Annotated in this window: 25 protein-coding genes and 1 tRNA gene; 17 read left to right on the forward strand and 9 right to left on the reverse strand. The window is 63.3% G+C overall.

What is annotated here, in order from left to right:
• Positions 1 to 57: 57 nt before the first annotated feature.
• Positions 58 to 876, reverse strand: a complete 819-nt coding sequence (locus tag RPF88_RS17755; RefSeq protein WP_337122761.1) for an alpha/beta fold hydrolase — start codon at positions 874 to 876, stop codon at positions 58 to 60.
• Positions 877 to 1,066: 190 nt separating this feature from the next.
• Between RPF88_RS17755 and RPF88_RS17760 the strand changes: the two genes are divergently transcribed.
• Genes RPF88_RS17760 through RPF88_RS17780 form a run of 5 tightly spaced genes read left to right on the forward strand, consistent with a single transcriptional unit; the run spans position 1,067 to position 5,690 of the window.
• Complete coding sequence (locus RPF88_RS17760) at positions 1,067 to 2,320, forward strand: ABC transporter substrate-binding protein (RefSeq protein ID WP_027035742.1); 1,254 nt, start codon at positions 1,067 to 1,069, stop codon at positions 2,318 to 2,320.
• Between the two features lie 3 nt (positions 2,321 to 2,323).
• Complete coding sequence (locus tag RPF88_RS17765) at positions 2,324 to 3,061, forward strand: ABC transporter ATP-binding protein (protein ID WP_127366362.1); 738 nt, start codon at positions 2,324 to 2,326, stop codon at positions 3,059 to 3,061.
• A complete protein-coding gene (locus RPF88_RS17770; RefSeq protein ID WP_013530211.1) occupies positions 3,058 to 3,771 on the forward strand; it encodes an ABC transporter ATP-binding protein in 714 nt (237 codons plus the stop codon). The genes RPF88_RS17765 and RPF88_RS17770 overlap by 4 nt, the downstream gene beginning before the upstream one ends.
• 12 nt (positions 3,772 to 3,783) lie before the next feature.
• Positions 3,784 to 4,659: a branched-chain amino acid ABC transporter permease gene (locus RPF88_RS17775; protein ID WP_337122764.1), complete on the forward strand. Its 876-nt coding sequence runs from the start codon at positions 3,784 to 3,786 to the stop codon at positions 4,657 to 4,659.
• Positions 4,656 to 5,690 (forward strand): branched-chain amino acid ABC transporter permease, encoded by a 1,035-nt coding sequence (locus RPF88_RS17780; protein WP_337122765.1) that lies wholly within the window; start codon positions 4,656 to 4,658, stop codon positions 5,688 to 5,690. The genes RPF88_RS17775 and RPF88_RS17780 overlap by 4 nt, the downstream gene beginning before the upstream one ends.
• A gap of 24 nt (positions 5,691 to 5,714) precedes the next feature.
• Here RPF88_RS17780 and RPF88_RS17785 read toward each other — a convergent pair whose 3' ends face one another.
• A complete protein-coding gene (locus RPF88_RS17785; protein ID WP_063170048.1) occupies positions 5,715 to 7,031 on the reverse strand; it encodes a M20 family metallopeptidase in 1,317 nt (438 codons plus the stop codon).
• Between the two features lie 57 nt (positions 7,032 to 7,088).
• Complete coding sequence (locus tag RPF88_RS17790) at positions 7,089 to 7,994, reverse strand: MurR/RpiR family transcriptional regulator (protein WP_063173773.1); 906 nt, start codon at positions 7,992 to 7,994, stop codon at positions 7,089 to 7,091.
• A gap of 227 nt (positions 7,995 to 8,221) precedes the next feature.
• Here RPF88_RS17790 and RPF88_RS17795 point away from each other — a divergent pair, with 227 nt between their 5' ends.
• From RPF88_RS17795 to RPF88_RS17805, 3 genes are all read left to right on the forward strand, one after another.
• On the forward strand, positions 8,222 to 9,304 hold the full coding sequence (locus tag RPF88_RS17795; RefSeq protein WP_275953984.1) for an RNA polymerase sigma factor: 1,083 nt from the start codon (positions 8,222 to 8,224) through the stop codon (positions 9,302 to 9,304).
• Between the two features lie 87 nt (positions 9,305 to 9,391).
• On the forward strand, positions 9,392 to 9,928 hold the full coding sequence (locus tag RPF88_RS17800) for a carboxymuconolactone decarboxylase family protein (RefSeq protein WP_337122768.1): 537 nt from the start codon (positions 9,392 to 9,394) through the stop codon (positions 9,926 to 9,928).
• Between the two features lie 110 nt (positions 9,929 to 10,038).
• Positions 10,039 to 10,563, forward strand: coding sequence for an OsmC family protein (locus tag RPF88_RS17805; protein ID WP_013530204.1), 525 nt, complete (start codon positions 10,039 to 10,041; stop codon positions 10,561 to 10,563).
• 305 nt (positions 10,564 to 10,868) lie between these two features.
• Here the strand turns inward: RPF88_RS17805 and RPF88_RS17810 are convergent, their stop codons facing one another.
• Positions 10,869 to 12,443 (reverse strand): DUF882 domain-containing protein, encoded by a 1,575-nt coding sequence (locus tag RPF88_RS17810; protein WP_337122769.1) that lies wholly within the window; start codon positions 12,441 to 12,443, stop codon positions 10,869 to 10,871.
• A gap of 320 nt (positions 12,444 to 12,763) precedes the next feature.
• A tRNA-Thr gene (locus tag RPF88_RS17815) sits at positions 12,764 to 12,838 on the reverse strand.
• Between the two features lie 94 nt (positions 12,839 to 12,932).
• On the opposite strand from RPF88_RS17815, the gene RPF88_RS17820 reads away from it, so the two are divergent.
• The 9 genes from RPF88_RS17820 to yacG all read left to right on the forward strand — a co-directional run bounded on the left by RPF88_RS17820 (position 12,933) and on the right by yacG (position 18,657).
• A complete protein-coding gene (locus RPF88_RS17820; RefSeq protein ID WP_024504781.1) occupies positions 12,933 to 13,193 on the forward strand; it encodes a hypothetical protein in 261 nt (86 codons plus the stop codon).
• Between the two features lie 130 nt (positions 13,194 to 13,323).
• On the forward strand, positions 13,324 to 14,616 hold the full coding sequence (gene murA / locus RPF88_RS17825; protein ID WP_337122770.1) for a UDP-N-acetylglucosamine 1-carboxyvinyltransferase: 1,293 nt from the start codon (positions 13,324 to 13,326) through the stop codon (positions 14,614 to 14,616).
• A gap of 205 nt (positions 14,617 to 14,821) precedes the next feature.
• The gene (locus tag RPF88_RS17830; protein ID WP_013530200.1) at positions 14,822 to 15,256 is read left to right on the forward strand and encodes a DUF2948 family protein; all 435 of its coding nucleotides are present in this window, start codon (positions 14,822 to 14,824) and stop codon (positions 15,254 to 15,256) included.
• Positions 15,257 to 15,263: 7 nt separating this feature from the next.
• Complete coding sequence (gene hisD / locus RPF88_RS17835; RefSeq protein ID WP_224673939.1) at positions 15,264 to 16,556, forward strand: histidinol dehydrogenase; 1,293 nt, start codon at positions 15,264 to 15,266, stop codon at positions 16,554 to 16,556.
• Between the two features lie 6 nt (positions 16,557 to 16,562).
• Entirely contained in the window at positions 16,563 to 17,048 is a 486-nt protein-coding gene (locus RPF88_RS17840; RefSeq protein WP_013530198.1) for a UPF0262 family protein, read from the forward strand.
• Positions 17,036 to 17,506, forward strand: coding sequence for an arsenate-mycothiol transferase ArsC (locus RPF88_RS17845; RefSeq protein ID WP_013530197.1), 471 nt, complete (start codon positions 17,036 to 17,038; stop codon positions 17,504 to 17,506). The genes RPF88_RS17840 and RPF88_RS17845 overlap by 13 nt, the downstream gene beginning before the upstream one ends.
• An 87-nt stretch (positions 17,507 to 17,593) precedes the next feature.
• Positions 17,594 to 17,812 carry a translation initiation factor IF-1 gene (gene infA, locus RPF88_RS17850; protein ID WP_006200926.1) on the forward strand — a complete coding sequence of 73 codons (219 nt, stop codon included), beginning with the start codon at positions 17,594 to 17,596 and terminating at the stop codon, positions 17,810 to 17,812.
• A 21-nt stretch (positions 17,813 to 17,833) separates the two neighbouring features.
• The gene (locus RPF88_RS17855) at positions 17,834 to 18,463 is read left to right on the forward strand and encodes a Maf-like protein (protein ID WP_013530196.1); all 630 of its coding nucleotides are present in this window, start codon (positions 17,834 to 17,836) and stop codon (positions 18,461 to 18,463) included.
• Entirely contained in the window at positions 18,460 to 18,657 is a 198-nt protein-coding gene (gene yacG / locus RPF88_RS17860; protein ID WP_013530195.1) for a DNA gyrase inhibitor YacG, read from the forward strand. Before RPF88_RS17855 ends, yacG begins: the two co-directional genes overlap by 4 nt.
• 5 nt (positions 18,658 to 18,662) lie before the next feature.
• On the opposite strand, the gene RPF88_RS17865 is transcribed toward yacG, so the two are convergent.
• The 4 genes from RPF88_RS17865 to RPF88_RS17880 are packed head-to-tail and all read right to left on the reverse strand — an operon-like array spanning position 18,663 to position 23,878.
• Positions 18,663 to 20,033 carry an alpha-glucosidase/alpha-galactosidase gene (locus RPF88_RS17865; protein ID WP_337122772.1) on the reverse strand — a complete coding sequence of 457 codons (1,371 nt, stop codon included), beginning with the start codon at positions 20,031 to 20,033 and terminating at the stop codon, positions 18,663 to 18,665.
• Between the two features lie 19 nt (positions 20,034 to 20,052).
• A complete protein-coding gene (locus RPF88_RS17870) occupies positions 20,053 to 21,720 on the reverse strand; it encodes an ABC transporter ATP-binding protein (RefSeq protein ID WP_127368850.1) in 1,668 nt (555 codons plus the stop codon).
• A 9-nt stretch (positions 21,721 to 21,729) separates the two neighbouring features.
• The gene (locus tag RPF88_RS17875; protein WP_024504776.1) at positions 21,730 to 22,869 is read right to left on the reverse strand and encodes an ABC transporter permease; all 1,140 of its coding nucleotides are present in this window, start codon (positions 22,867 to 22,869) and stop codon (positions 21,730 to 21,732) included.
• Position 22,870: 1 nt separating this feature from the next.
• Positions 22,871 to 23,878: an ABC transporter permease gene (locus RPF88_RS17880; protein ID WP_013530191.1), complete on the reverse strand. Its 1,008-nt coding sequence runs from the start codon at positions 23,876 to 23,878 to the stop codon at positions 22,871 to 22,873.
• Positions 23,879 to 23,969: the final 91 nt, after the last annotated feature.

The raw sequence follows: 23,969 nt of genomic DNA on the forward strand, positions 1-23,969 counted from the left end.
GTGATTGTCACCCACCCAACGCGAAGGCGGGTCCGTGGCGCCGGTTTTCCGACGGACCTACGCTCTGTCGACGCTCGCCAGGAAGCGGGCGAGGACCGGATTGAAGCGATCCGGCGAATCCCAGAACGGCGCGTGGCCGGATTTGTCGAGCAGATGGGCCTTGCCTTCCCATAGATTGGAGAATTTCACAGCCGAGATGAAATCGGTGTTGACGAAAGGCTCGTCGATGCCGTTCAGAACGGCGATCTGCGGCGTCTTGCCGGCGACGATCTCGCGCTGGTTCCGGCCGGTGCCGGCCGCGAACTTTTCGAACATCAGGCGCCGCGCCCGTCCATCGGTGCGCGCCACCGTGTCGATGAGAAACGGCTCGAACGGCTCGCCGCAAGTGCTGCGCGCATAGGCCTCCACGTCGGCGCCGGTGAAGGTCTCCTGCCCGGCGAGATGCATATGCGGGCTCGGCTTGAATCCGCTGCCGACCTCCTCGGGCGAGACAGGCGGCGTGCCGGTAATCATCAAGCCAAGCAGGCCGGGAAAGCGGTCGATCATCTCAAGCCCGATATGGCCGCCGAGCGACCAGCCGAAGACGATGGCCTTGTCGATGCCGAGCAGCCCGAGCACTTCGGTCATGGCATCGGCATAACCTTCCATGCTGTAGGAACGCTCTGGATCGATCGCATCGCCGGACGCTCCATGGCCGGGCAGGTCGGGAGCGATGAGGTGATATCGCTCGCCCAACGGGCCGTCCAACTGGTTGCGGAAAACGGCACTGGAAGATGAATTGCCGTGGATCAGCATGACAGCGGTTCCCTGGCCGCTGGTCTCACGCACCGCGATCTTGCCGTGGCTGGTTTCAAGGGTCTTCTGCGAGATCGTCATTGTTCGCTCCGTCGGGAATTGCCCTGTTTTAATGCAGTTGCGCAGCAAAGCGCCATGGCTTCCATACCTTTGCGGGAACCTTGTTCCCGGCCAGGTTGCGTTGAAAAATCCTTTTCAAATAAGAACAATTATGCGTAGATTGTCAATTATCCAACTCCCGATGAACGGGAGGAAAACAGGGAACAGCACGATGAAGCCCAAATCCGCCGCAAGTCGAATCCGCCATATGCTGATGAGCACGACGTTGATCGGCATGTTTGCCGCATCAGCCGCCCCCGCCTTTGCCGACGTCGTCAAGATCGGCCTGCTTGCGCCGCTCACCGGCCCTGCCGCGGCGGACGGCCAGGAATTCCAGCGCGGCGTGCAGATGGCCATCGACGAAGCGAACGCAGCCGGCGGCGTTGCCGGAGATACGTTCGAACTGGTGGTCGGCGACGTCAAGGATCAGTCCGCCGGCAACGTCACCAGCGCCGTCGAACGCCTGCTTGGCGATCCGGGCGTGCACTTCATGCTGACCGGCTATGCCAGCCTGACCAATTTCGAGATCGACAACATGGCCGAGGCGGAAATGCCCTACATGCTGGCGGCCACCTCGCAGCAGACCAGGGACATCATCGCGCCGAGCCCCGACAAATACATGTGCTGCTGGTCACTGACGCCTTCCTTCGACGCCTACAACACCGACGTCACCCTGTTCGTCGAGAAGCTCGCGGCCGACGGCAAGATCACCCTGCCGACCAAGAAGGTCGCCATCATCTCGTCCGACAATGCCTATTCGAAGACCATCTCCGAAGGCATGAAGAAGACGTTCAAGGAGAAGGGCTGGACCATCACCGTCGACGAGATCGTACCCTTCGGCGAAGTGACCGACTGGCGTTCGATCCTCGCCAAGGTGCGCGAGAACGTTCCCGATGTCGTCATCAACACCGACTATCTGCCGGGCAATTCGGCGTCGTTCCTCAACCAGTTCCTCGAGCAGCCGACCAAGAGCCTCGTCTTCCTGCAATACGCGCCGAGCGTTCCGGAATTCGTCGAGCTGACCGGCAAGAAATCGGATGGCGTCATCTACAACCTGCTCGGCGGCGCGCTGACGACGCCGAAGAACCCGCGCGCCGATGAGGTGGCAGCCAAGTTCAAGGCAAAATACGGCGTCGAGAGCGGCACCTACGGCGTCGGCCTCTACGAAATGACCAATGTCTATTTCGACGCGGTCAAGAAGGTCGGCGGCGCATCCGACCATGCGGCGATCATGAAGGCGCTGTCGGAGACCGACAAGCAGGTCGCGGAAGGGCGGCTGAAATTCGATCCCGCCACCCACCTTGCCACGCAGGGCGACGACTATATTCCGATCACCTTCTTCCAGATCTGGGATGGCCAGCGCACGCTGATCTCGCCTGAGAAATATGCCACCGGCGCCTTCAAGCTCCAGCCCTGGATGAAGTAGGGAATGGCCCTGCTTGAACTGGACGACGTGTCGAAGGCCTTCGGTTCGCTGAAGGCCGTCGATGGCGTGTCGTTCAAGGTCGAGGCCGGCGAGATCTTCGGTATCGCCGGCCCGAACGGCAGCGGCAAGAGCACGCTGTTCAACATCATCACCGGCATCCCGTTCGGGCCCGACCGGGGCCAGATCCGCTTTGACGGCATTGCCATAAACGGCAAATCGGGACACGCCATCGCGCGCCTCGGCCTTGCCCGGACCTTTCAGCGCGAGACCAGCTTCGACGGGCTGACCGTGTTCGAGAACGCGCTGATCGGCGCCAGCTACGGCAAGCAGGAAAAGACAGCGGCCACGGCCCGCAATGCCGCCGCCGAGGCGCTGGAGTTCGTCGGCCTGGGATCCCAGTCGTTCGGCCGGCTTGCCGGCGAATTGTCCGTGTTCGAGCGCAAATGCCTGATGCTTGCCACGGCGATCGCCATGCAGCCGCGCATGCTCTTGCTCGACGAGCCGGCATCGAGCCTGACCAAACCCGAGATCGAGACGTCGATCGGCCTGATCCGCCGCACCGCCGAACGCGGCATCACCATCCTGTTGATCGAGCACGTGCTGACTTTCCTGATGAGCCTTTCGCAGCATCTGCTGGTGCTCAACAATGGCCGCGTCCTGGCCGCCGGCGATCCGGCAGGCGTGATCGCCGATCCGCACGTCATCGAGGCCTATCTCGGCACGAGGAGGTCGGCGGCGTGAATCCCATTCTCAGCGTCGAAGGCGTCACCGCCGGCTATGGCCGCGTCACCGTGCTGCACGATATCTCGCTGGAGGCCGGCCGTTTCGGCAATGTCGGCCTGTTCGGCCCCAACGGCCATGGCAAGACGACGCTGCTGCGTGCGATCTCCGGGCTTCTGCAGCCGAAGAGCGGCCGCATCCTGTTCGACGGGCAAGACATTGTCGGCCACAGCGCACGCGCCATCGTCGGCGCCGGCCTGATCCATGTGCCGCAAGGCAACCGGCTGTTTCCCGATCTCTCGATCGCCGACTGCATGGCGCTCGGCGCCTATTCGCCGCGGGCCCGGCCGCATGAGGCGGAAAACCGCGAAAAGGTGGTCAAGCTGTTCCCGAAACTGGCGGAACGCTGGCGCCAGCGCGTGCGCACGCTGTCGGGCGGCGAGCGCCAGATGGTGTCGATCGGCACGGCGCTGATGAGCCATCCGCGCCTGCTGATCCTCGACGAGCCGACGCTGGGGCTGGCGCCCAAGATCAAGGACGAGCTCTGCGCCTCCGTCATGGACATTTCGCGCGGCGGCGTACCGCTCATCGTCGTCGAGCAGGACATCGAATTCCTGCTGGAACTGACGCAGCAACTCTACCTCGTCAACCATGGCGCCGTTGCGACCGAGATCAAGCCGGGCGAAAGCCTCGACCACGGCGAGATCATGTCGATGTATTTTGGCCATTAGGAAAATCCGAAGATGAGCGCATTGGCGGAAATCCTGTTCGGCGGCCTGTTCCAGGGCTCGCTCTACGCCATGATGGCGGTCGGGCTGGCTCTGGTCTGGACGACGATCGGCGTGTTCAATTTCAGCCATGGCGTGTTCATGATGCTGGGCGCCTACATCGCCTGGCAGCTGGTCGAACTCGGCCTGCCGGCGGCGGTCGCCTTTCCCATCGCCGTCGTCGTCATGGCCGGCGTCGGCTGGATCCTGCAGGCGAGTGTCGTGCGGCCGCTGATCGGCCGACCCAACATCGTGCTGGTCGTCGTCATCACCACGCTGGCAGCCGGGTCGCTGATCGAGAACGGCGCGCTGACCATCTGGGGACCGCGCTCGAAGCAGATCCCGGCGCTGATCACCGGCAACACCACCGTCGGCGGCGTCGGCGTCTCCCTGCACCAGATCGCCATCATCGTCATCACGCCGCTGATCCTGGCCGCACTTTGGATGTTCCTCAACCGCACGCGGCTCGGGCTGGCGCTGCGCGCCATGGCGCAGAACGAAGATGCCAGCCATCTGGTCGGGCTGAACGTCACCGCGCTCTATGGGCTGGCCTTCGCCATTGCCGCGTCGCTTGCAGGCCTCGCCGGCATCTTCATGGGCGGCTATCGTTTCATGTCGCCGGTGATGGGCAGCGACCCGCTGCTCAAGGCGCTGATCGTCGTCGTCTTCGGCGGCATATCGAGCATCTCGGGACCGATCTTCGCCGCCTATCTGATCGGCTTCTTCGAGGCCGCCTGCAGCTATTATTTCGGCCTGTACTGGACGCCGGCGCTGCTGTTCGGCGTGCTGATCCTGACCCTGATGATGCGCCCCGAGGGCATCTTTGCCAGCCGCTCCCGAGGCCTAGCATGACCGACACGACATCGCCGATCACCCTTAGCCACACAGCGGCGGCAACCCCGATCGCTCCCGGCCGTACGCCGTGGAAGCGGGAGGCCATCGGCTTCGTGCTCGGCTTCGCCTTTCTGGCACTGCTGCCGCTGATCTTCGGCGACACCTATGCCCGCCACATCCTGATCATGGCCTTCATCTATGCGATCGTCGCCTCGAACTGGGACCTCAGCCTCGGCTATGGCGGCGTCTTCAATTTCGGCCATCTGGCGCTGTTCGGCATCGGCGTCTATGCCTACAGCCTGCTCACCAAGCTGGCCGAATTCGACCCGTGGATCGCGCTGTTTGCCAGCGGTGTCATCGCCACCCTGGCGGCGATCCTGGTGACCATCCCGATCCTGCGGCTGAAGGGCATCTACATCATCCTGGTCACTTTCGGCTTCGCGCAGCTGGTGATGCAGGTAATCATCAGCCAGTCCGCCATCACCGGCGGCACGCAAGGGTTGGTGCGCATTCCCGGGCTATACGTGTTCGACCACAACATGGTCCGTGACGGCAAATCAGCCTATTTCTACATCGCGCTGGCGCTGCTGGTGGCGAGTACCCTGTTCCTGCGCGTGTTCGTGCGCTCGCGCACCGGGGCCAGCATCGTCGCCTTGCGCGACAATGAGGAATACGCCATCAGCCGCGGCGTCTCGATCGTGCGCCAGCGCATGCTGACGCTTGCCGCGAGCGCCTTCTTCACCGGCATCGCCGGCGCCTTCTACGCCGCCTACCAGCGCAATGCCTCGATCGACGTCTTCGGCATGAGCCTTGCGACCATCATCCTGTCGATGGTGCTGCTTGGCGGCACCAGCACTATTTACGGCGCCATCATCGCCTCTTTCGTGCTGACGATCTTCGCCGAATGGATGGCCGATTTCGGCGCGTGGCGGCCGATGATCACGGCGGTGCTGATCATCGGCGTGATGCTGGCCTACCCGAGCGGCCTGGTCGGCATGATCAAGGCTTCATGGGGCGCCGTCGCCGGACGCCTGAAGCGCCCGGCCTGACCGTTTCGGACTGGCGGCTCCGCCTCAGCGGATGCCGCACCAGTCGATGACCGAAGCGGCGATCACCTTGGCGGTCTCGACCACCGATTCGACTTCGACATACTCGTCGGAACCGTGAAAGCCGTCGCCTGACGGGCCGAAAATGACACCGTCGACGCCGGCGCCGGCATAGTGCGCGGCATCGCACACGGCGACGAAGCCACGCGCCTGCGGCGCCTTGCCGACCATGGCCTTGCGCTTCATCAGCGATCTCACCAGCGGATGGTCGACCGGCGTGTTCATCGGCGGAAAATGCAGCCCGCCGAGCTCCCATTGGATCGCAGGCGGGTTGTCGCGCAGCCACGCATCGGTCTGCGCGAAATGGTGGACGAACGCCTCGAAATCGCGGCGGTAGTCGGCCGAATTCTCGTCGGGCAGGAATTTCATGTCGAGATCGAGCACCGCGACATCGGGAATGATGGCCGGGTTGGTCATCACGGTCGGCAGGCCGTGCTCGCCAAGGCCGGTGCCGCCATGCATGACGCCGATGTTGATGGTGTTCATGCCGAGCGGCAGCAGCGGATGGGATTTTGCTCGCGTCCGGTCCAGCTCATACTGGCGCACGGCGGCAATGAAGCGGGCGGCGATCTCGATCGCATTGACGCCCGGCTCCAGCCGGTCCTTGTCGTGGCGCTGCGGATAGATCTCGTTGTAGCGCAGCGCCGAATGGGCGTTGCGGCCACGGATCGTCACCCGCGCCCATTCCAGCCCGCCTTCGACCGGCAGGACATCGCCCCAGGTCGGTTCGGCGACCAGCACCGCCTTGGCGAGCTTGCCCTTCTTCACCGCGTCCATGGCGCCGAAGCCGCCGGCTTCCTCATCGACGACCGAGTGGATGGCGAGCCGGCCCTGCAGCGTGATGCCCGCCTTGCGGATCGCGCGCGCGGCGGCGATGCAAGCGGCGACGCCGCCCTTCATGTCGACGGCACCGCGGCCATAGAGCCGGCCATTGGTGATTTCGCCGCCGAACGGATCGACCGACCAGTCCTTCATCGCGCCGACCGGCACGACGTCGATATGGCCGCACAGGATCAGGCTGCGGCTCTCGTCTCCCGCCCATTCGCCGACCAGATTGGGCCGCCCGGGCAAGGCATCCCATTGCTCTGTCCTGAACCCGTCCTGCTTGAGGATCGGTTCGAGCAGCGCCTGGACATCCGCCTCGCGGTTGATCGCCGGATTGGGCTCGAATTTGGGGTTGACCGAAGGGATGCGGACCATGTCGCGGGTCAGGCCGATCAACCAGTCGCGATCGGTCTCGATCTCAGCCTGCACGGCGTCGATGATGGTCTGGTTGTCGGGCATTGTCGCTTCCTTTTCTGCGTCGCGGCGCTTTGCATCGCTGCACTGGGCGCAACGACACTATTTCCTTGTGGCTTTGGATTTGGCGGCGTCGTCGGCCGATGACGATAGGACGGTATCGAGCGTGACCGCGTTGGCGCTGCGGATCTTCTCGATGTCCTCGATGCGCTTGCGCACCCCGGCGCCATGGCCCTCCAGCGCGTGGGCAAAGACGGTTTCCATCTGGGCAACGGCCGTCGCCAGCGTGTCGAACGGCGAGTTGGCGTCGATCGCCGCGACCATGGTCAGGTCCGCGATGTCAGATATCGGCGACAGCCAGACATCGGTGAACAGCAGGATGGAGACGCCGCGCTCCTTGGCCTGCTGGGCAAAGCTCACCACGTCCGACTGGTAGCGCCGGTAATCGAACACGACGAGGAGGTCGCGCTTGCCAAGGTCGATCAACAGGTCGAAATCGGCGGGACTCAACGAACCGATGTCGCGCACGCCGGAGCGGAACTGCAGGAGATAGCCGGCCAGCATGGAGGCGATATGCCGGCTGAACCGGCCGCCCAGCAGCACGACCTGGCCCTTGCTCTCGAGCAGCATGTTGACGGCGCGCGTGTAGGCCTGCACCGGCACAGCCGTGCGCGTACGCTCCAGGCTGTCGGAAACCGAATGGAAATAGGCAAGTGCGGTGCCTTCGCTGGAGCCGCCCGGACGCTTGGCCTCCATCATCAAAAGCGGCGAATGCAGCCTGGATTCGACTTCGGTGAGCAGGCGTGCCTGGAAATCGGCAAAGCCGACATAGCCAAGCTTGGTCATCAGCCGCGTCACGCTCGGGTCGCTGACGCCGGCGCGCCGTGCCAGCCGGGTTGCGGTGCCCAGCCCCGACATCGGGTAATCGGCGAGCAGGACCTGGACGATCTTCTCTTCCGCGGAGGTGAACGCCACGGTCATGTTGGCCAGTTCTTCGCGGATCGACATGGTCATCGCCTATCGCTGACGGAAGATGATTATCTTACAATTTTGTGAAATGGTGTCAAATCTGGAAAAAGTTTTACAGGATTGAATCTAGCCGCGTAGATCGCCCGCATCCGCCAGAATCCAATCCTTGCTCACTGCCATATGCACTTTCGATCTCGCTTGAGTATCTTGGCGGCGAGCCTGGTTCTCACGGACCCCGTTCCGGGGCCGGTTGTTACGGACGTGAAGTGAGGGTCATAACCTCAATCCAAAACCCCATCAAAGCGTCATTGGTGAACTGGTGCCCGCCGAACACGGATCGCGACGAAGCTGAACTGGCATTCGAACTTTTTCGCCAGTTGATGCATCTTAAGCCCATGGGCTACGAAACTCATATCGTGCCGAGTGATGCCGAACTGGCCCTTGCCGCTCGGGGCGGCGATTGTGGTTGCCTCGGCCTGCTGCTGGAACGTCATCGCGCACGGCTCTATGCGATAGCGCTGAACATGCTCGGCTATGGGTCGGACGCCGAAGATGCTGTGCATGAGACTTTCCTGATCGCGCTGAGGCGCATCGGCGAACTCAAGGATCCGCAAGCCGTCGGTGGCTGGCTTCGCACTGTGTTGCACCGCTGTTGCCTGCAACAATTGCGTCGAAGACGACGCGAGATCTTGACCGCCGACATTCCAGACCGCCCAGACGAACGCGCAAGCATTGAGGAGCGGCTGGAGAAAGTCGCGCTTCGCGAATGGGTTTGGGACGCCCTACGCAAGCTTCCCGAGCCGCTGCAGGCTACCGCCATGTTGCGCTATTTCGGAAGCTATCAGTCTTACGAGGAACTGGCCGCCATTCTGGGTGTCCCGATTGGGACGGTTCGCAGTCGTTTGTCGCAAGCCAAACGCAAGCTTGCCGAGATGCTGCTGGAAACGGCGGGTCTTGCCGACACAGAGGCTCGCTCGCAGTCTCGCGAGCGCCAGCGATTCTACTCCGAAATTTTCAATGGGCTCAACCAGCATGGCGAGCGTGACCGCTTCCTTGGGCACTTTGCAGAGGACCTGCATCTTGTCCGCGGGACGAGCAAACCAGTGCTGGGTCGCTCATTCCTTGCCTGGGAAGTCGACGCCGACACGGAAGCCGGCGTCCGCCTGGAACCGCAGCGCATTCTCAGCGCCAGCCAGGTCACTGTGATCGAGGGACTATTCGTCAATCCGCCGGAAGACCCTTTCCACTGCCCGCCGGGTGTCGTCCTGGTGATCTTTCAGCGAGACGGCAAGGCCCGACGCTTGCATCTTCATCTTTCGCCGCGTCCGCCTAGAATCGAGGACGACTGATCGAACTTTTTCTCCCGTCCGTGACTCCTTACAGCACGCGGGCATCATCTGGCCCGGACGCGAATGGTTCCAAAGAGGAGAGAGATCATGTTCGCCTTCGCAGTTTCCCATGTTGCTTCCATCGCACACCACGGCGAGCTCGGGCCCGGCCGCTCGCGCCGCCTCCTTCACACGGCGTTCGCATCGACTGTCGTCTGCGCCACATTGTTGTCATCAGGCTTAGGCTGGGCCGGTCAGGCTGAGGTCGACGCCACCTATAAGGACGTCGAGCGGACGCTCGGCTCGGTGCCGACCTTTCTCCATCAGGTTTCAAAAGCAGCGCTGCCGGGCGCCTGGGCAGAGGTGAAGGCTCTGCAGTTCTCCAGCGAAACCGCCCTGCCGCCGAAGGTCAAGGCTCTGATCTCGCTCGCCGTCTCCGCACAAATTCCCTGCCAGTATTGCATCTGGGAAGACACCGAGAGCGCAAAACAGGCGGGCGCAACGGAGGACGAGATCGAAGAGGCCGTCGCTATCGCCGCTCTGTCACGGCACTGGAGCACAATCTTCAACGGCATGCAGGTCGACTTTGAGACCTTCAAGAAGGATCTCGGCGGCGACGCTCAGGCTGCCGCGCCTGCCAAGTAGCGCGAGCCTTGTCGGCACATTGTCGGGATTGGGGCCAGGCCGCGGCAACCGTCGTCGGCATCCGCGGACCGGAATAGGGAGTGGAATTCTCATTTTACAGGGAGGTAAAGATGCCAGTAGTCTTCGGAGAAACCGTCAGCACAGTCAAAGATATCGTGTCCGTGCTAAAGAAACACGGTGACGCGGTGCGTGGCACCTATCGTGCCCGCTACCGCTTCGACCCGCAATCAGGCGATCCTTACACAACACCGCTACTGGAGCGACCGGCGAGCCTCAAGGACAATTCGCCGACCGCCGTCTTTCCCTGGGAGCAGATCTTTGCCGCGGCGGCTGTGTGCGCCGGCTCGGATTATCCGATGCTGGCAGCGCATGCGGGAGTCGATCTTCGTTCGGTCGATTTCATCGCGGAAGGCGTGTTCGACCCGCGTGGCGAGTTCGACGGACTTGATGGGCTCACGGCGCCCGTGGACGCCCGGCATTGCTACGTGTCCCTGCACCTCAGCGCAACCGTGTGTTCTTCGGCGCCCCGCGCCGATCTGGAGAAAATTCATGAGCGCGCGATCTCGCACAACATGGTGCTTGGCGCCCTTAGAGGAATTCCCATGACCAGCGAATTGGTGATTCACCAGGCGTGATCCTTGTCGCAGAACGCGCCCGCTGGGCGGTCTGTGGCTCAGTCCCGCCGGTTGCGGCCGGCGGGGCCCAATATGCCTCGTGCACGTTTGCGCCGCCACCACGATCCTGGCAATTTCGCGGGGCGATCTGCTCGAAAGGCAACGGATGGCGGCCGACAGCAACGAGCCGACTGCCCGCTGCAGTAGCGCGCTGCTCGCCAAGTGTTATAGCGCGGAAGGGTTCGGCATTGCGAATCCCGTGACCGCCCCGGCCATCGATATGGCGCAACACATTTCGACACTGGATCGAACGGTGCTTTCGCCCTCTATTTGAAACTGGCGATGGGCAGGAATTTCACCGCGGAGCCGGTGAAGCGGCGGTGATCGGACGTCCGTCCCCGCGGTTGGAATCCATCGAGATAGACATGCTCCGGCGCCGTGCGGATGAAATTGGCGGCAATCATGGGCGCCCCTGTTGATGCGGCCCCACCGGCAACAGCGCGATCTGCCTCGGAATCGGGGCGCCGCTGGACACGGTCGGCCTTGGGGTTCGCCCTGACGCGATCTTCTGGCTTTGACGCAGGCACCGCGATCCGCTCGCCGGCCAGCCCGTCGTCGGGGTGATGCATGGCCAGCAAGACACCGATGGCATCGCCAGATTTGGCTGCTTCCAACTGGCGCGTCGGGCTTGACTGGCTTTCCGGCCGCCATGTCGGCAATGGGACGTTGAGCGCCATCATGTCCGGCGCGACGCTCGTGGCAGCGGCATCGGCATTCGCGGCGTCCGGCTTGGCAACGGCCAGCTCGGCCTGCGCCGTGGACGCGCCGGCGATTGCCAACGGTGCGGTTTCCGGGGTGGGAACGGGTGCCGTGAACTCGGCGCGCGGTGCGAAGGCCGGCAGCGGCACTGAGCCCGGCGCCATCGCCATGACGATCGCTTCAGGCGTCTTCCCCTTCTGCCCGGCAAGCGGTTCTTCGCCTGGATCGCTGGCAGCAATCTGGATGTCCGCCCGCTGGGCATCCTGCGGCGGCACGATAGCGATACCCTGTCCGGCCGGTCTGGGTTCGACGGACCTCGCCGGTTTGCGTGGCGCCGGCACCGCTTCCGCGACATCGTCGGACTCGTCTGCGCCGCCCCCGCCCAAGAGCGTCGCCAGCAGGCCACGCGGCCTGCGTTGGCCGCCGTCGACGCTTGCCAGCTCGATGTTGGGGGTGCCGGCGCCCTTGCGCGATTTATAGGCGGCAAACGCCTGCTCATAGCCGGGCAGCGGTTTGCCGTCGCTCGGCACATGCAGTGTGTTGCCGTTCGGAAATACCCTGGCGAGTTCCTGGCGGCTGATGCCCGGCCAATGCCGCACATTGCCGACATCCATGTGTATGAAAGGCGAACCGGAGGTGGGATAATAACCCACGCCGCCGCCCTGCATTTTGAGGCCGATGTCGCGCAGCTTCTTCAGCGGCACATCCGGCAGGAAGAAATCCATCGCGCGGCCAACCATGTGTTGGCTCTCCCGGGCCACACCCTTCGAGCGGCTGCGCAGCATGGCGTTCGTCGCCGGCGAACGATAGGCGCTGACCACATGGATATAGGCTGTCGAGCCGCTGGCGCGATAGGCCTGCCAGACAAGATCGAGCAGGCGCGGATCCATCTTCGTCGGTTCGTTGCGACGCCAGTCGCGCAGCATGAGATTGATCTTCTTCAATCCCGCCGGATCATAGCGCCCATTGCGCTTGAAGACGATTTCAGCCTTCTCGCCCGTATGGAGATGTTGAATCCTCAAAGCACGCGTCTCCGCGAACGCGCCGGTAGCGCACAGGCAAAGGAACGCTGCGATGATGGCAGGCAGGGTCCAAAGACGGGAAGCACCGGGGGCGTTTTGCACGTTTTCGCTCACGTTCATGCCTTGCACGTTCTTTTGTTTCGGGCGATTTAGATTTCCGCCCAGATCAGGAGCCTTTCGGCCCTCTTCCTGACAAGCATGGATCTGACCGGCGAAGACGGGCATCCATGCCACAATACGTCATGTCGATGAATAGCATCTTGGTTAATGAATCGTGTCTTGCCGGAATGCGCTTCGGCTGGATTTGCCTGTGGCAGCCATTTTCTGAAGCAATGAACCGCTGATCGGGTCTGCCGGCACGAGGGCCGCGCCATCCCATGGACCCGCCTCGCCCTCGCAAATGCAGAGGACGATCGTGCGGCAACAGGGATGTTGGAAACTGGTGCTGCGAGAGAGGATTGAACTCTCGACCTCTCCCTTACCAAGGGAGTGCTCTACCACTGAGCTACCGCAGCCGCTGATGGCGGGGCTTCTGCCATATCGAACCGGCAAGCGCAAGGCCAAGTGCAACGCTTCTGTGAAAGGCTTTGCCGGATGGCTTTTAATGACATGGCAGTGCCACAATGTTGGCTATCCCTGAACAGCAAGCTGGTGGGTCGCCGGCGGGATGGGGCGATGGACGACAAGACAATTCCAGTGAAAAAGGATGGTCCACCGAAAAGCAGCGCAACAATCCGCAAGGATCGGCTCGCCGAGCAATTGCGCGCCAATCTGCAGAAGCGCAAGGCGCAGTCGCGCTCGCGGCGGACCGGCGAGGCCGACCTGCGCCCGGACGGGCTCGCTGCATCGAAGAAAATACAAAAAGATTAACTCAAATAGGTCACTCTTGGCCTGGGGTGGGCGAAATCCTATTTCTTGAACCAGATTGGCCAATGGTCTAGACGGGCCGCTACTCAAACGATTGAACCGGCCCTTTTTTGGCCGAGAGGGACGTTCTTCCATGGATCGCATCAGAATTGTCGGGGGCAACAAGCTCTCCGGAAGCATTCCGATCTCGGGCGCGAAAAACGCGGCGCTGCCTTTGATGATCGCCTCGCTTTTGACCGACGACACGCTGACGCTGGAAAACGTGCCGCATCTGGCCGATGTCGAGCAGCTGATCCGCATCCTGGGCAATCACGGCGTCGATTATTCGGTCAATGGCCGCCGCGAGAAGCAGAATGAGGGCTATTCGCGCACCATCAACTTCTCCGCCCGCAACATCGTCGACACCACAGCGCCCTACGAGCTGGTGTCGAAGATGCGCGCCTCGTTCTGGGTGATCGGCCCGCTGCTGGCCCGCATGGGCGAAGCAAAAGTGTCGCTGCCGGGCGGTTGCGCCATCGGCACGCGGCCGGTCGATCTGTTCCTCGAGGGCCTCCAGGCGCTGGGCGCTGATATCGACGTCGACACCGGCTATGTCATCGCCAAGACCCGGAATGGCCGCCTTATCGGCAACCGCTATATCTTCCCGAAGGTCTCGGTCGGCGCCACCCATGTGCTGATGATGGCCGCGGCACTCGCCAAGGGCGAGACGGTGCTGGAAAATGCCGCCTGCGAGCCCGAGATCGTCAACCTGGCCGAGTGCCTCAACGCCATGGGCGCGAAGATTTCCGGCGCCGGCACGCCAACCATTGCCATCGACGGCGTCGAATCGCTCTCCGGTGCGCGCGTGCGCGTCATTCCCGACCGCATCGAGACCGGCACCTATGCGATGGCCGTCGCCATGACCGGCGGCGACGTCGTGCTCGAAGGCGCGCGTGCGGACCTGCTGCAGACCGCACTGGACGTGATCGCCCAGACGGGTGCGGAGATCACGCCGACCAATTCCGGCATCCGGGTGAGGCGCAACGGCGCCGGCATTTCGCCGGTCGACGTGACGACAGCACCCTTCCCGGCCTTCCCGACCGATTTGCAGGCGCAGTTCATGGGCCTGATGACCATGGCCAAGGGTAAGTCGCGCATCACCGAGACGATCTTCGAGAACCGCTTCATGCATGTGCAGGAACTGGCGCGGCTCGGCGCTCACATCACGCTTTCGGGCCAGACGGCGATCGTCGACGGCGTGCCGAAGCTGAAGGGCGCGCCGGTCATGGCGACCGATCTTCGCGCCTCTGTCTCGCTGGTCATCGCCGGCCTGGCGGCGGAAGGCGAGACCACGGTCAACCGCGTCTACCACCTCGATCGCGGCTTCGAGCGGCTGGAAGAAAAGCTGTCCAACTGCGGTGCGGTGATCGAACGGATTTCGGCGTAGCCCGCGACCTCGGCTCCTCTCTAGCAACGCAGGAGATTGGCGAAATCCTTCGCGGCAGCGTCCTTCTCCCCGTCACTATCCGGGGAGAAGTGCCCGGCAGGGCGATGAGGGGCAGCGCAGAGCTGCAGCTGCTGGTGCGGTTGCACCGATCGCCAAGACCGCCTAACAGAAGGCTGAACAATCAACCTTCAGGTGCGAAATCCGTATGACCGCCCTTAAGCTTATCGCGCTCGACGACCAGGATCTGAGCATCGTTTCGGCTCATGTCCAGGATGCCGTGCTGAAAGTCAGCGACCTCGAATTCCTCCCCGCGGCCAAGCGTTTCCTGCTGACCATGAACCGTTTCGTCTGGGAGGCAAAATCCGGCCTGTTTCGCCAGCATAATGAGCGACGGCAGGCCGTGCTGCATTTCGACCGCGTGCTCGGGGCCAAGACCAGCGGTATTGACCGCGACAAGCCTGCCGAAGTCCTGTCGCTGCTGGCGATCAGCTTCATCGAGATCAGCAAGCCGGCCGGCATCGTCGAGCTGATCTTCTCGGGCGGCGGTGCGATCATGCTCGATGTCGAGTGCATCGAGGCCCGTCTTGCCGACATCGGCGGCGCGTGGGAAGCCACCTCGCGCCCCATCCACAAGGCCTGAGCGTCCGATGGCCATCACGCTTCGTCAGTCCGATGCCGATTTCGAGCAACGTTTCGCCGCCTTCCTCACGACCAAGCGGGAGGTCTCCGCCGATGTCGATGCCGCGGTGCGCGACATCATCGCGCGCGTGCGCGCCGAGGGCGACGCGGCACTGATCGACTATACGCGGAAATTCGATCGCGCCGATTTGACCGGCCTCGGCATTGCCGTGTCTAAGGAAGACATCGCAACCGCCTACGAAACGGCCGACCCAAAGACGATCGAGGCGCTGGAGTTCGCGCGCGACCGCATCCGCTCGCATCATGAACGGCAGCGGCCGAAGGACGATCGCTATACGGATGCCGCCGGCGTCGAGCTCGGCTGGCGTTGGACGGCGATCGAGGCCGTCGGGCTCTATGTGCCGGGCGGTACGGCGAGCTATCCGAGCTCGGTGCTGATGAACGCCGTGCCGGCCAGAGTGGCCGGCGTCGAGCGCATCGTCATGGTCGTGCCTGCGCCGGGCGGCATCATCAATCCGCTGGTGCTGGTGGCAGCGGACATATCAGGCGTGTCCGAAATCTACCGCGTCGGCGGCGCGCAGGCGATCGCCGCCCTCGCCTATGGCACCGAGACAATCCGGCCGGTCGCCAAGATCGTCGGCCCGGGCAATGCCTATGTCGCGGCAGCCAAGCGCCAGGTTTTCGGCACTGTCGGCATCGACATGATCGCCGGGCCGTCGGAAGTGCTTGTCGTGGCCGACGGCAGCAACGATCCGAACTGGATCGCTGCCGACCTGCTGGCCCAGGCAGAACACGACGCTTCGGCGCAGTCGATCCTGGTCACCGACGATCCGGCTTTCGGCATCGCGGTCGAACAGGCGGTCGAGCGCCAGTTGCAGAGCCTGCCACGCGCTGAAACGGCAGCGGCGAGCTGGCGCGATTTTGGTGCCGTGATCCAGGTGTCGGCCATCGACGCCGCGCTGCCGCTGGTCGATCGCATCGCCGCCGAACATGTCGAACTGGCCATCGACGACGCCGAGGGCTTCCTATCGCGGATGCGCAATGCCGGTGCGGTCTTTCTCGGCCGCCACACGCCGGAAGCCATCGGCGACTATGTCGGCGGCTCCAACCATGTGCTGCCGACGGCGCGCTCGGCGCGTTTCTCGTCCGGCCTGTCCGTACTCGATTTCGTCAAGCGCACGTCGATCCTCAAGCTTGGACCGGAGCAGTTGCGTATCTTGGCGCCGGCGGCGATTGCGCTGGCCAAGGCGGAGGGTCTTGACGCGCATGGACGCTCCGTCGCCATACGGTTGAACATGTAGGCGGCGATGTCTGGCCCCGATCAAACCCGCGCCAGGCTGATCGATGTCGAACTCGATGAATCGATCGGCCGGTCAACGCCGGATGTCGAGCATGAACGCGCGGTGGCGATCTTCGACCTGATCGAGGAGAACAGTTTCCAGCCCGTCAATGACAGCGGCGACGGCCCTTACCGGCTGAAACTGTCGCTGGCCGAGCAGCGCCTGGTGTTTGCCGTTGCGCGCGAGGATGGCACCGCCGTCGTCACCCATATCCTGTCGCTGACGCCGCTCCGGCGCATCGTCAAGGATTACTACATGATCTGCGAAAGCTACTACGACGCCATCCGTTCCTCGACGCCGAGCCATATCGAGGCGATCGACATGGGCCGCCGCGGCCTGCACAATGAAGGTTCGCAGACGTTGATGGACCGGCTGTCCGGCAAGATCGACATCGACTTCGACACGGCGCGCCGGCTGTTCACGCTGGTCTGCGTGCTGCACTGGCGGGGCTAGCCCTGTCGCCCGGCGCCCTGCCCCGTTCGATCCTGTTCCTGTGCGGCATGAATGCCGTGCGCTCGCCAATGGCGGAGCAGCTGGCGCGCCGGATGCTGCCCGCCACCGTCTTTGTCGCTTCGGCCGGCGTTCGCGCCGGCGAGCGCGATCCGTTCGTCGATGCGGTGCTGGCCGAAGAAGATCTCACGCTGGGCGAGCGCCACCCAAGGACGATGGACGATCTCGAGGACGACTATTTCGACCTCATCGTCACGCTGGCACCCGAAGCGCACCACGCCGCACTCGAACTCACCCGCTCGCTCGCCGTCGAGGTCGAATATTGGCCGACGCCGGACCCGACCGACGCCGGTGGCACGCGCGAACAGATCATGGCAGCGTACCGGGACGTCCGCGAGCGGCTGAAGGTGCGCATAGGCCGACGTTTCTTGCTTCCAGAGGCAAAAAACGCGACGGATTAAGCGTGTTCACAAGCGGACGATTATCATATAGGTTCCGCCGAAATTCCGGCCAGGGTGCTGGAACTACCATCCAAGCAAAGGTATCGAATGCCGAAGGAAGAAGTCCTCGAGTTTCCGGGTGTCGTGACGGAATTGTTGCCGAACGCGATGTTCCGGGTAAAGCTCGAAAACGAACACGAAATCATCGCCCATACGGCCGGCCGCATGCGCAAAAACCGCATCCGCGTGCTGACCGGCGACAAGGTTCTGGTCGAGATGACGCCATACGACCTGACCAAGGGCCGCATCACCTATCGTTTCAAGTAAGCAAAGCCCGACTGGTCCGCGATGAGCATTTTGCAGAAGCTGGTGCTTGCCTCGGGTTCGCCGCGCCGAATCGAGCTCTTGCAGCAGGCCGGGATCGAGCCGGACCGCGTGCTGCCGGCCGATATCGACGAAACGCCGCTGCGTGCCGAGCATCCGCGCTCGCTGGCCAAGCGGCTGTCGAAGGAAAAGGCCGAAAAGGCGTTTGCGTCACTGAAGACCGAAGCCGACTATGCGCCGGGTTTCGTGCTGGCCGCCGACACGGTGGTTGCCGTCGGGCGGCGCATCCTGCCCAAGGCAGAAACCCTCGACGACGCCGCCAACTGTCTCGGGCTGTTGTCGGGCCGTTCGCATCGGGTCTATTCCGGCATCTGCCTTATCACCCCGGGTGGCAAGCTGCGCCAGCGCCTGGTCGAGACGCGGGTGCGTTTCAAGCGGCTGCCGCGCGAAGAGATCGACGCCTATATCGCCTCGGGCGAATGGCGCGGCAAGGCGGGCGGCTACGCCGTCCAGGGCCTCGCCGGCGCCTTCGTCGTCAAGCTGGTCGGCTCCTACACCAACATCGTCGGGCTGCCGCTCTATGAGACCATCGCGCTGCTGAGCGGCGAAGGCTTCAAGGTGCATGGCGGCTGGCTGGCGGGAACCCGGCTGTGAATTCCGATCCCAAAGTAACGCCCTTGCGCCCAAAGCGCCCCTGCCCCGAATGCGGCAAGCCCTCGGCGCGCGACAGCTTTCCGTTCTGCTCGACGCGCTGCAAGGACATCGACCTCAATCGCTGGCTGAAGGGCGCCTATGTCATCAAGGCCCGCGATGACGAGGAAGAGACGGATCCCGACGCTCCGAAATGAGGTCGTCAGGCGTTCTCGGTCTTGCGCGCCACCCGCGCCCAGCCCGGCAGCCAGTCGCCGTGAGCGGCCAGGAGATCGTCGACCAGTGACCAGATCTGGTCGAGATCGAGCTCGGCTGATGTGTGCGGATCCATCATCGCCGCGTGGTAGATGTGCTCGCGGTTTTCCGTCATCAGCGCCCGCACCGTCAATTCCTGCACGTTGATGTTGGTGCGCATCAGCGCGGTCAATTGCGGCGGCAGCTCGCCGATATAGGTCGGCTGAATGCCGGAGGCATCGACCAGGCACGGCACCTCGGCGGCGCAATCGCGGGGCAGCGAGGTGATGCAGCCATTGTTGCGGACATTGCCGTAGATCACCGACGGCTCGCCGGTCCAGACCGAATTCATGATCGAGGAGGCATATTCCCGGGACTGCTCGACCTCGATGCGATCGGCCGAGCGATAGGCCTCAGCCTGCCCCTTCCAGCGCTCGATCTGTTCGATGCAGCGCTTGGGATATTCATCCAGCGGGATACCGTATTTCTCGATCAGGTCGGGGCGGCCCTCCTTGATGAAATAGGGCGTGTATTCGGCGAAATGTTCCGAGCTCTCGGTGACGAAATAGCCGAGCCTGGTCAGCATCTCGTAGCGCACCTTGTTGGGACAGCGCGGGTTCCAGCCGGGCTTGGGCGCGCGGCCTTCGCGATAGGCGCGCACGAGATCTGGGTAGAGGTCGCGGTAGGAACCGTCCGGCTGGCGATGCTCGAACTTCAGATAGAACGCCATGTGGTTGATGCCGGCCGAGCGATAGCGGATCTCTTCGTAGGGAAGGTCGAGGTCTTCAGCCAGTTCCATTGCCGTGCCCTGCACCGAATGGCAGAGGCCGACCTGCCTGATCGCAGGGTATTTCTCTGCTATCGCCCAGGTGTTGATCGCCATCGGGTTGACATATTGCAGCATGATCGCCTGCGGGCAGACGGCGAGCATGTCTTCGCACACCTTCCACAGATGCGGCACGGTCCTTAAGCCCCGCATGATGCCGCCGACGCCGAGCGTGTCGGCGATCGTCTGGCGCAGGCCGTATTTCTTCGGCACCTCGAAGTCAGTGACGGTGCAGGGCTCGTAGCCGCCGATCTGGAAGGCGACGACGACGAAATCCGCGCCGGCCAGCGCCTTGCGCTGATCCGAATGGGTCTCGGTCTTCGCCTTGACGCCAAGCGTCGCGATCAGCTTGTTGACGACGATGGCGCTCTCTTCCAGCCGCTGCGGATTGATGTCCATCAGCGCGATCGTTGCGCCGGACAGCGACGGGCGCTGCAGCACGTCGCCGACAATGTTCTTCATGAACACCGTCGAGCCGGCGCCGATGAACGTGATCTTGGGATTTCTTGCCATGCTAACCTCCGGCATATGTTCAGGCCACATCGAAAGCGGCCCTGACGAGCCGTTCGGTATAAGCGGTCTTGGGATTGGACAGGATGTCGTCGACGGGGCCCTGCTCGACGATCTTGCCGTTCTGCATGACAATCACGCGATGGCACAGCGCACGCACCACCTTGAGGTCGTGCGAGATGAAGAGGTAGCTGAGGCCGCGCTCGTCCTGCAGCTTGCGCAGGAGGTCGATGATCTGCGCCTGGACGGAGAGGTCCAGCGCCGATGTCGGCTCGTCGAGCAGGATGAATTCTGGTTCGAGCGCTATGGCGCGGGCGATCGCGATCCGTTGTCGCTGGCCGCCGGAGAATTCGTGCGGAAACCGCGACAGAATATCGCCCGGCATGCCGGCGCTGACCAGCGCGTCGCGCACCCGTTCGACCCGCTCGCGCCGCGTCGCCCCTATGCTGTTGACGATCAGCCCTTCCTCGATGATCTGGCCGATCGTCATGCGCGGGTTGAGCGAGGAGAACGGATCCTGGAAGACGATCTGCATGCGCGAGCGCAACGGCCGCATCTCGGCCCGCGACAGGCCGTGGATCGGCTTGCCGTCGAAACGGATCTCGCCGCGCTTGGCGTCGATCAACCGGAGCAGGGCCTGGCCGAAGGTGGTCTTGCCGGAGCCGGACTCGCCGACCAGCCCCAGCGTCTCATGACGACAGAGTTTCAGGCTGAGATCGTCGACGGCGACCAATTCGCGCCAGTCGGGTTTCAGAAAGGTGCCGTGGCGCAGCATGAATGAGACGCGCACGCCGCTGGCCTCGAGAATGGTGCCACAGCCCTCCGGCAGCGGCTTCGGCTGCCCGTGCGGCTCTGAAGCCAGCAGCCGCCTCGTATAGGGATGCCGCGGATCGGCGAACAGCCGTTCGGTGACGTTGTGCTCGCACATTTCGCCATGCTGCATGACATAGACGTAGTCGGAGAACTGGCGCACCACGGTGAGGTCGTGGGTGATCAGGATCACCGCCATGCGCAGCTCTTTCTGCAGGCTGCGGATCAGGTTCAGGATCTGCGCCTGGACGGTGACATCGAGCGCCGTGGTCGGCTCATCGGCGATCAGCACGTCGGGATTGTTGGCCAGCGCCATGGCGATCATCACCCGCTGGCGTTGCCCGCCCGAGAGCTGATGCGGGTATTGTCTGAGCCGCGCGGCAGGATCGGGAATCTGCACGTGCTGCAGAAGTTCGAGCGCTCGCGCCCAAGCCTGTTTGCGGCTGACCTTACGATGCACCCGGATCGCCTCGACGATCTGGCTGCCGACCGTATAGATCGGGTTGAGCGAACTCATCGGCTCCTGGAAGATCATCGAGATGCGGTTGCCGCGCAGCTTGCGCCGGGCGCTCTCGGGAAATTTCAGGATGTTTTGCCCGTCATAACAGACGCTCGAGCCGGGCGACACCGTGGCGCGCCGCGACAGCAGGCCCATGACGGTGCGCGCCGTCACCGACTTGCCCGAACCGGATTCGCCGACGATGGCGATCGTCTCGCCGCGATAGAGCTGGAACGAGATGTCCTTGACCGCTTCGACGACGCCATGCTCCACCTTGAAGGCCACGGCGACGTTGCGGGCATCGATGATCGGCTGGTCCTGGCGTCCGTCATGGTCGTGACGGACGATCGGTGCGAAGGATTCGGCGAGCGCGACGGTCATCTCAGCACCTCAATAAGGGTCGACGGCGTCGCGCAGGCCGTCGCCCAGCGCGTTGAAGGCAAAGACGGTGACCAGCACAAAACCGACCGGCGACAGGATCCAGGGATAGGTGCCGATGACGGAATAGGTCGCGGTGTCCTGCAGCATCAGGCCCCACGAGATCAGCGGCGGCTTGACGGCGAAGCCGAGGAAACCGAGGAAGGATTCGAGCAGCACCACGGTCGGGATCGCCAGCGTCACGGCGACGATCACATGGCTCATCACATTGGGGAAGATGTGCTGCATGATGATGCGCCGGTCGGTGGCGCCGACCGCCATGGCGGCGCGCACATACTCGATCCGCGCCAGCGCCAGCGTCTTGCCGCGCACTTCGCGCGACATCTGCGCCCAGCCCAAGGCCGACATGACGATGATGACGAAAGCGAGGAAGACGTTGGTGGGAGCGGTGACCGGGATCAGTGTCGTCAGCGCCAGATAGAGCGGCAGTTGCGGGAAGGCGAGCACCAGTTCGACGAAGCGCTGCATCCAGACATCGAACCTGCCGCCGAAATAGCCGGAAACCATGCCGACGGTGGTGCCGATGACGGTGATGATGAAGACGACCGTCAGGGCGATCATCAGCGAGACGCGCGAGCCGTGGATGGCGCGCGACAGCACGTCACGGCCGAACTTGTCGGTGCCTAGGAAATGCACCGGCTGGCCGTCCAGCGAGCCGAACAGATGCCGGTCCGCCGGCAGCAGCCCAAACAGCTTGTAGGGCGCGCCATGCACGAAGAAACCGAGCAGCCTAGGATGATCATAGTCGGGGCCGACGACGGGCTGGAAAGTGACCGGATCGAGGTCCGCCGAATCGGCCAGCGCATAAACCCTCGGCCGTGCGGTGAAACCGCCGTCTCTGTCATGGAAGCTTGGCACCTGCGGCGGAGCGAAGCCGACATCCGTGACCTTCGGGTCCATTGGCGCGATGAATTCGGCGAATACGGCCATCACCAGCAGCAGCACGACGAGCCAGAGCCCGGCCATGCCGGTCCAGGAGCGCTTCAGCCGGCGCCAGACAAGCGCCATGTAGCTTTCGTTGCCATGCGCCGGTTTGGCGACGATGGGCCCTTCGGCAGGCAGCGGTGGAGGGGATGGATCGCGCGCCAGCATCTCAACGCTCCCCGAACTGGCGCACGCGCGGATCGAGCAGCACGAGCAGCATGTCGGCGATGATGTTGCCGACGATGAGCGTCGCCGACAGGACCATCATGAAGGTGGCGGTGACATAGACGTCGCCGACAGCCATGGAGCCGACGATCGCCGGGCCGACGGTCGGCAGTGCGAAGATGATCGCCGTCTCGATCTCGCCGGTCAGCATATAGGGCAGCACCACGCCCTGATACATGATGAGCGGATGCAGCGCGTTGGGCACGGCGTGGCGCATGACGACGGCAGCACCCGTCAGCCCCTTGGCCCTTGCCGTCTCGACATATTGCGCGTTCAGCGTATCGAGCAGATTGCCGCGCATGACGCGCATATTGTAGGCGAGGCCGCCGAAAGTGGCGATCGCCACCACCGGCCAGACATGTTTGACGAGGTCGACGAATTTGGCCCACGACCACGGCGCACCACCATATTGCGGCGAGAAGAATGAGCCGATCTCAGACACGTTGAACTGGAAGACCAGGAGATAGACGATGATCAGCGCCATCAGGAAGCGCGGCACCGTCATGCCGAGGAAGGAGATGGCCGACAGTGTCGAGTCGATCCAGGTGTATTGCCTTGTCGCCGCCCATATGCCGAATGTGATGCCCAGCACCGAGGCCAGCAGATGGCAGACCAGCGCCAGAAGGAGCGTGCGCGGCAGGCGCTCTCCGACCACATCGGCGACCGGTTTGTTGTAGTACAGGCTGTAGCCGAAATCGCCTCGAGTGACGATGCCGACGATCCAGTTGAGATACTGCACGGGCAGCGGCTTATCGAGGCCATGCTCGATGCGATAGGCCTTTGCCTGCGCGTCGGCCTCGGCAAAGGAAGCTCCACCCTGGTTGATCGCCTGCGAGCGGATGTAGTCGGCATAGTCGCCCGGCGGCGCCTGGATGATGGCAAAGGTGGCCAGGCTCAAAATGGCGAGGACCGGGATTGCCGACGCTATGCGCGTGAGCAGGAATCGCAGCATGGACGGTTCATTTCCTTGTCTCGCCGATCGCGCCCTTGGTTGCGTCCGGAGGTTGGTTTGTCCGGCCGCGCCAGCGGCGCGGCCGGAGGTC

Source organism: Mesorhizobium sp. ISC11 (genome assembly GCF_037162595.1).
Taxonomy (GTDB): Bacteria; Pseudomonadota; Alphaproteobacteria; order Rhizobiales; family Rhizobiaceae; genus Mesorhizobium; species Mesorhizobium ciceri.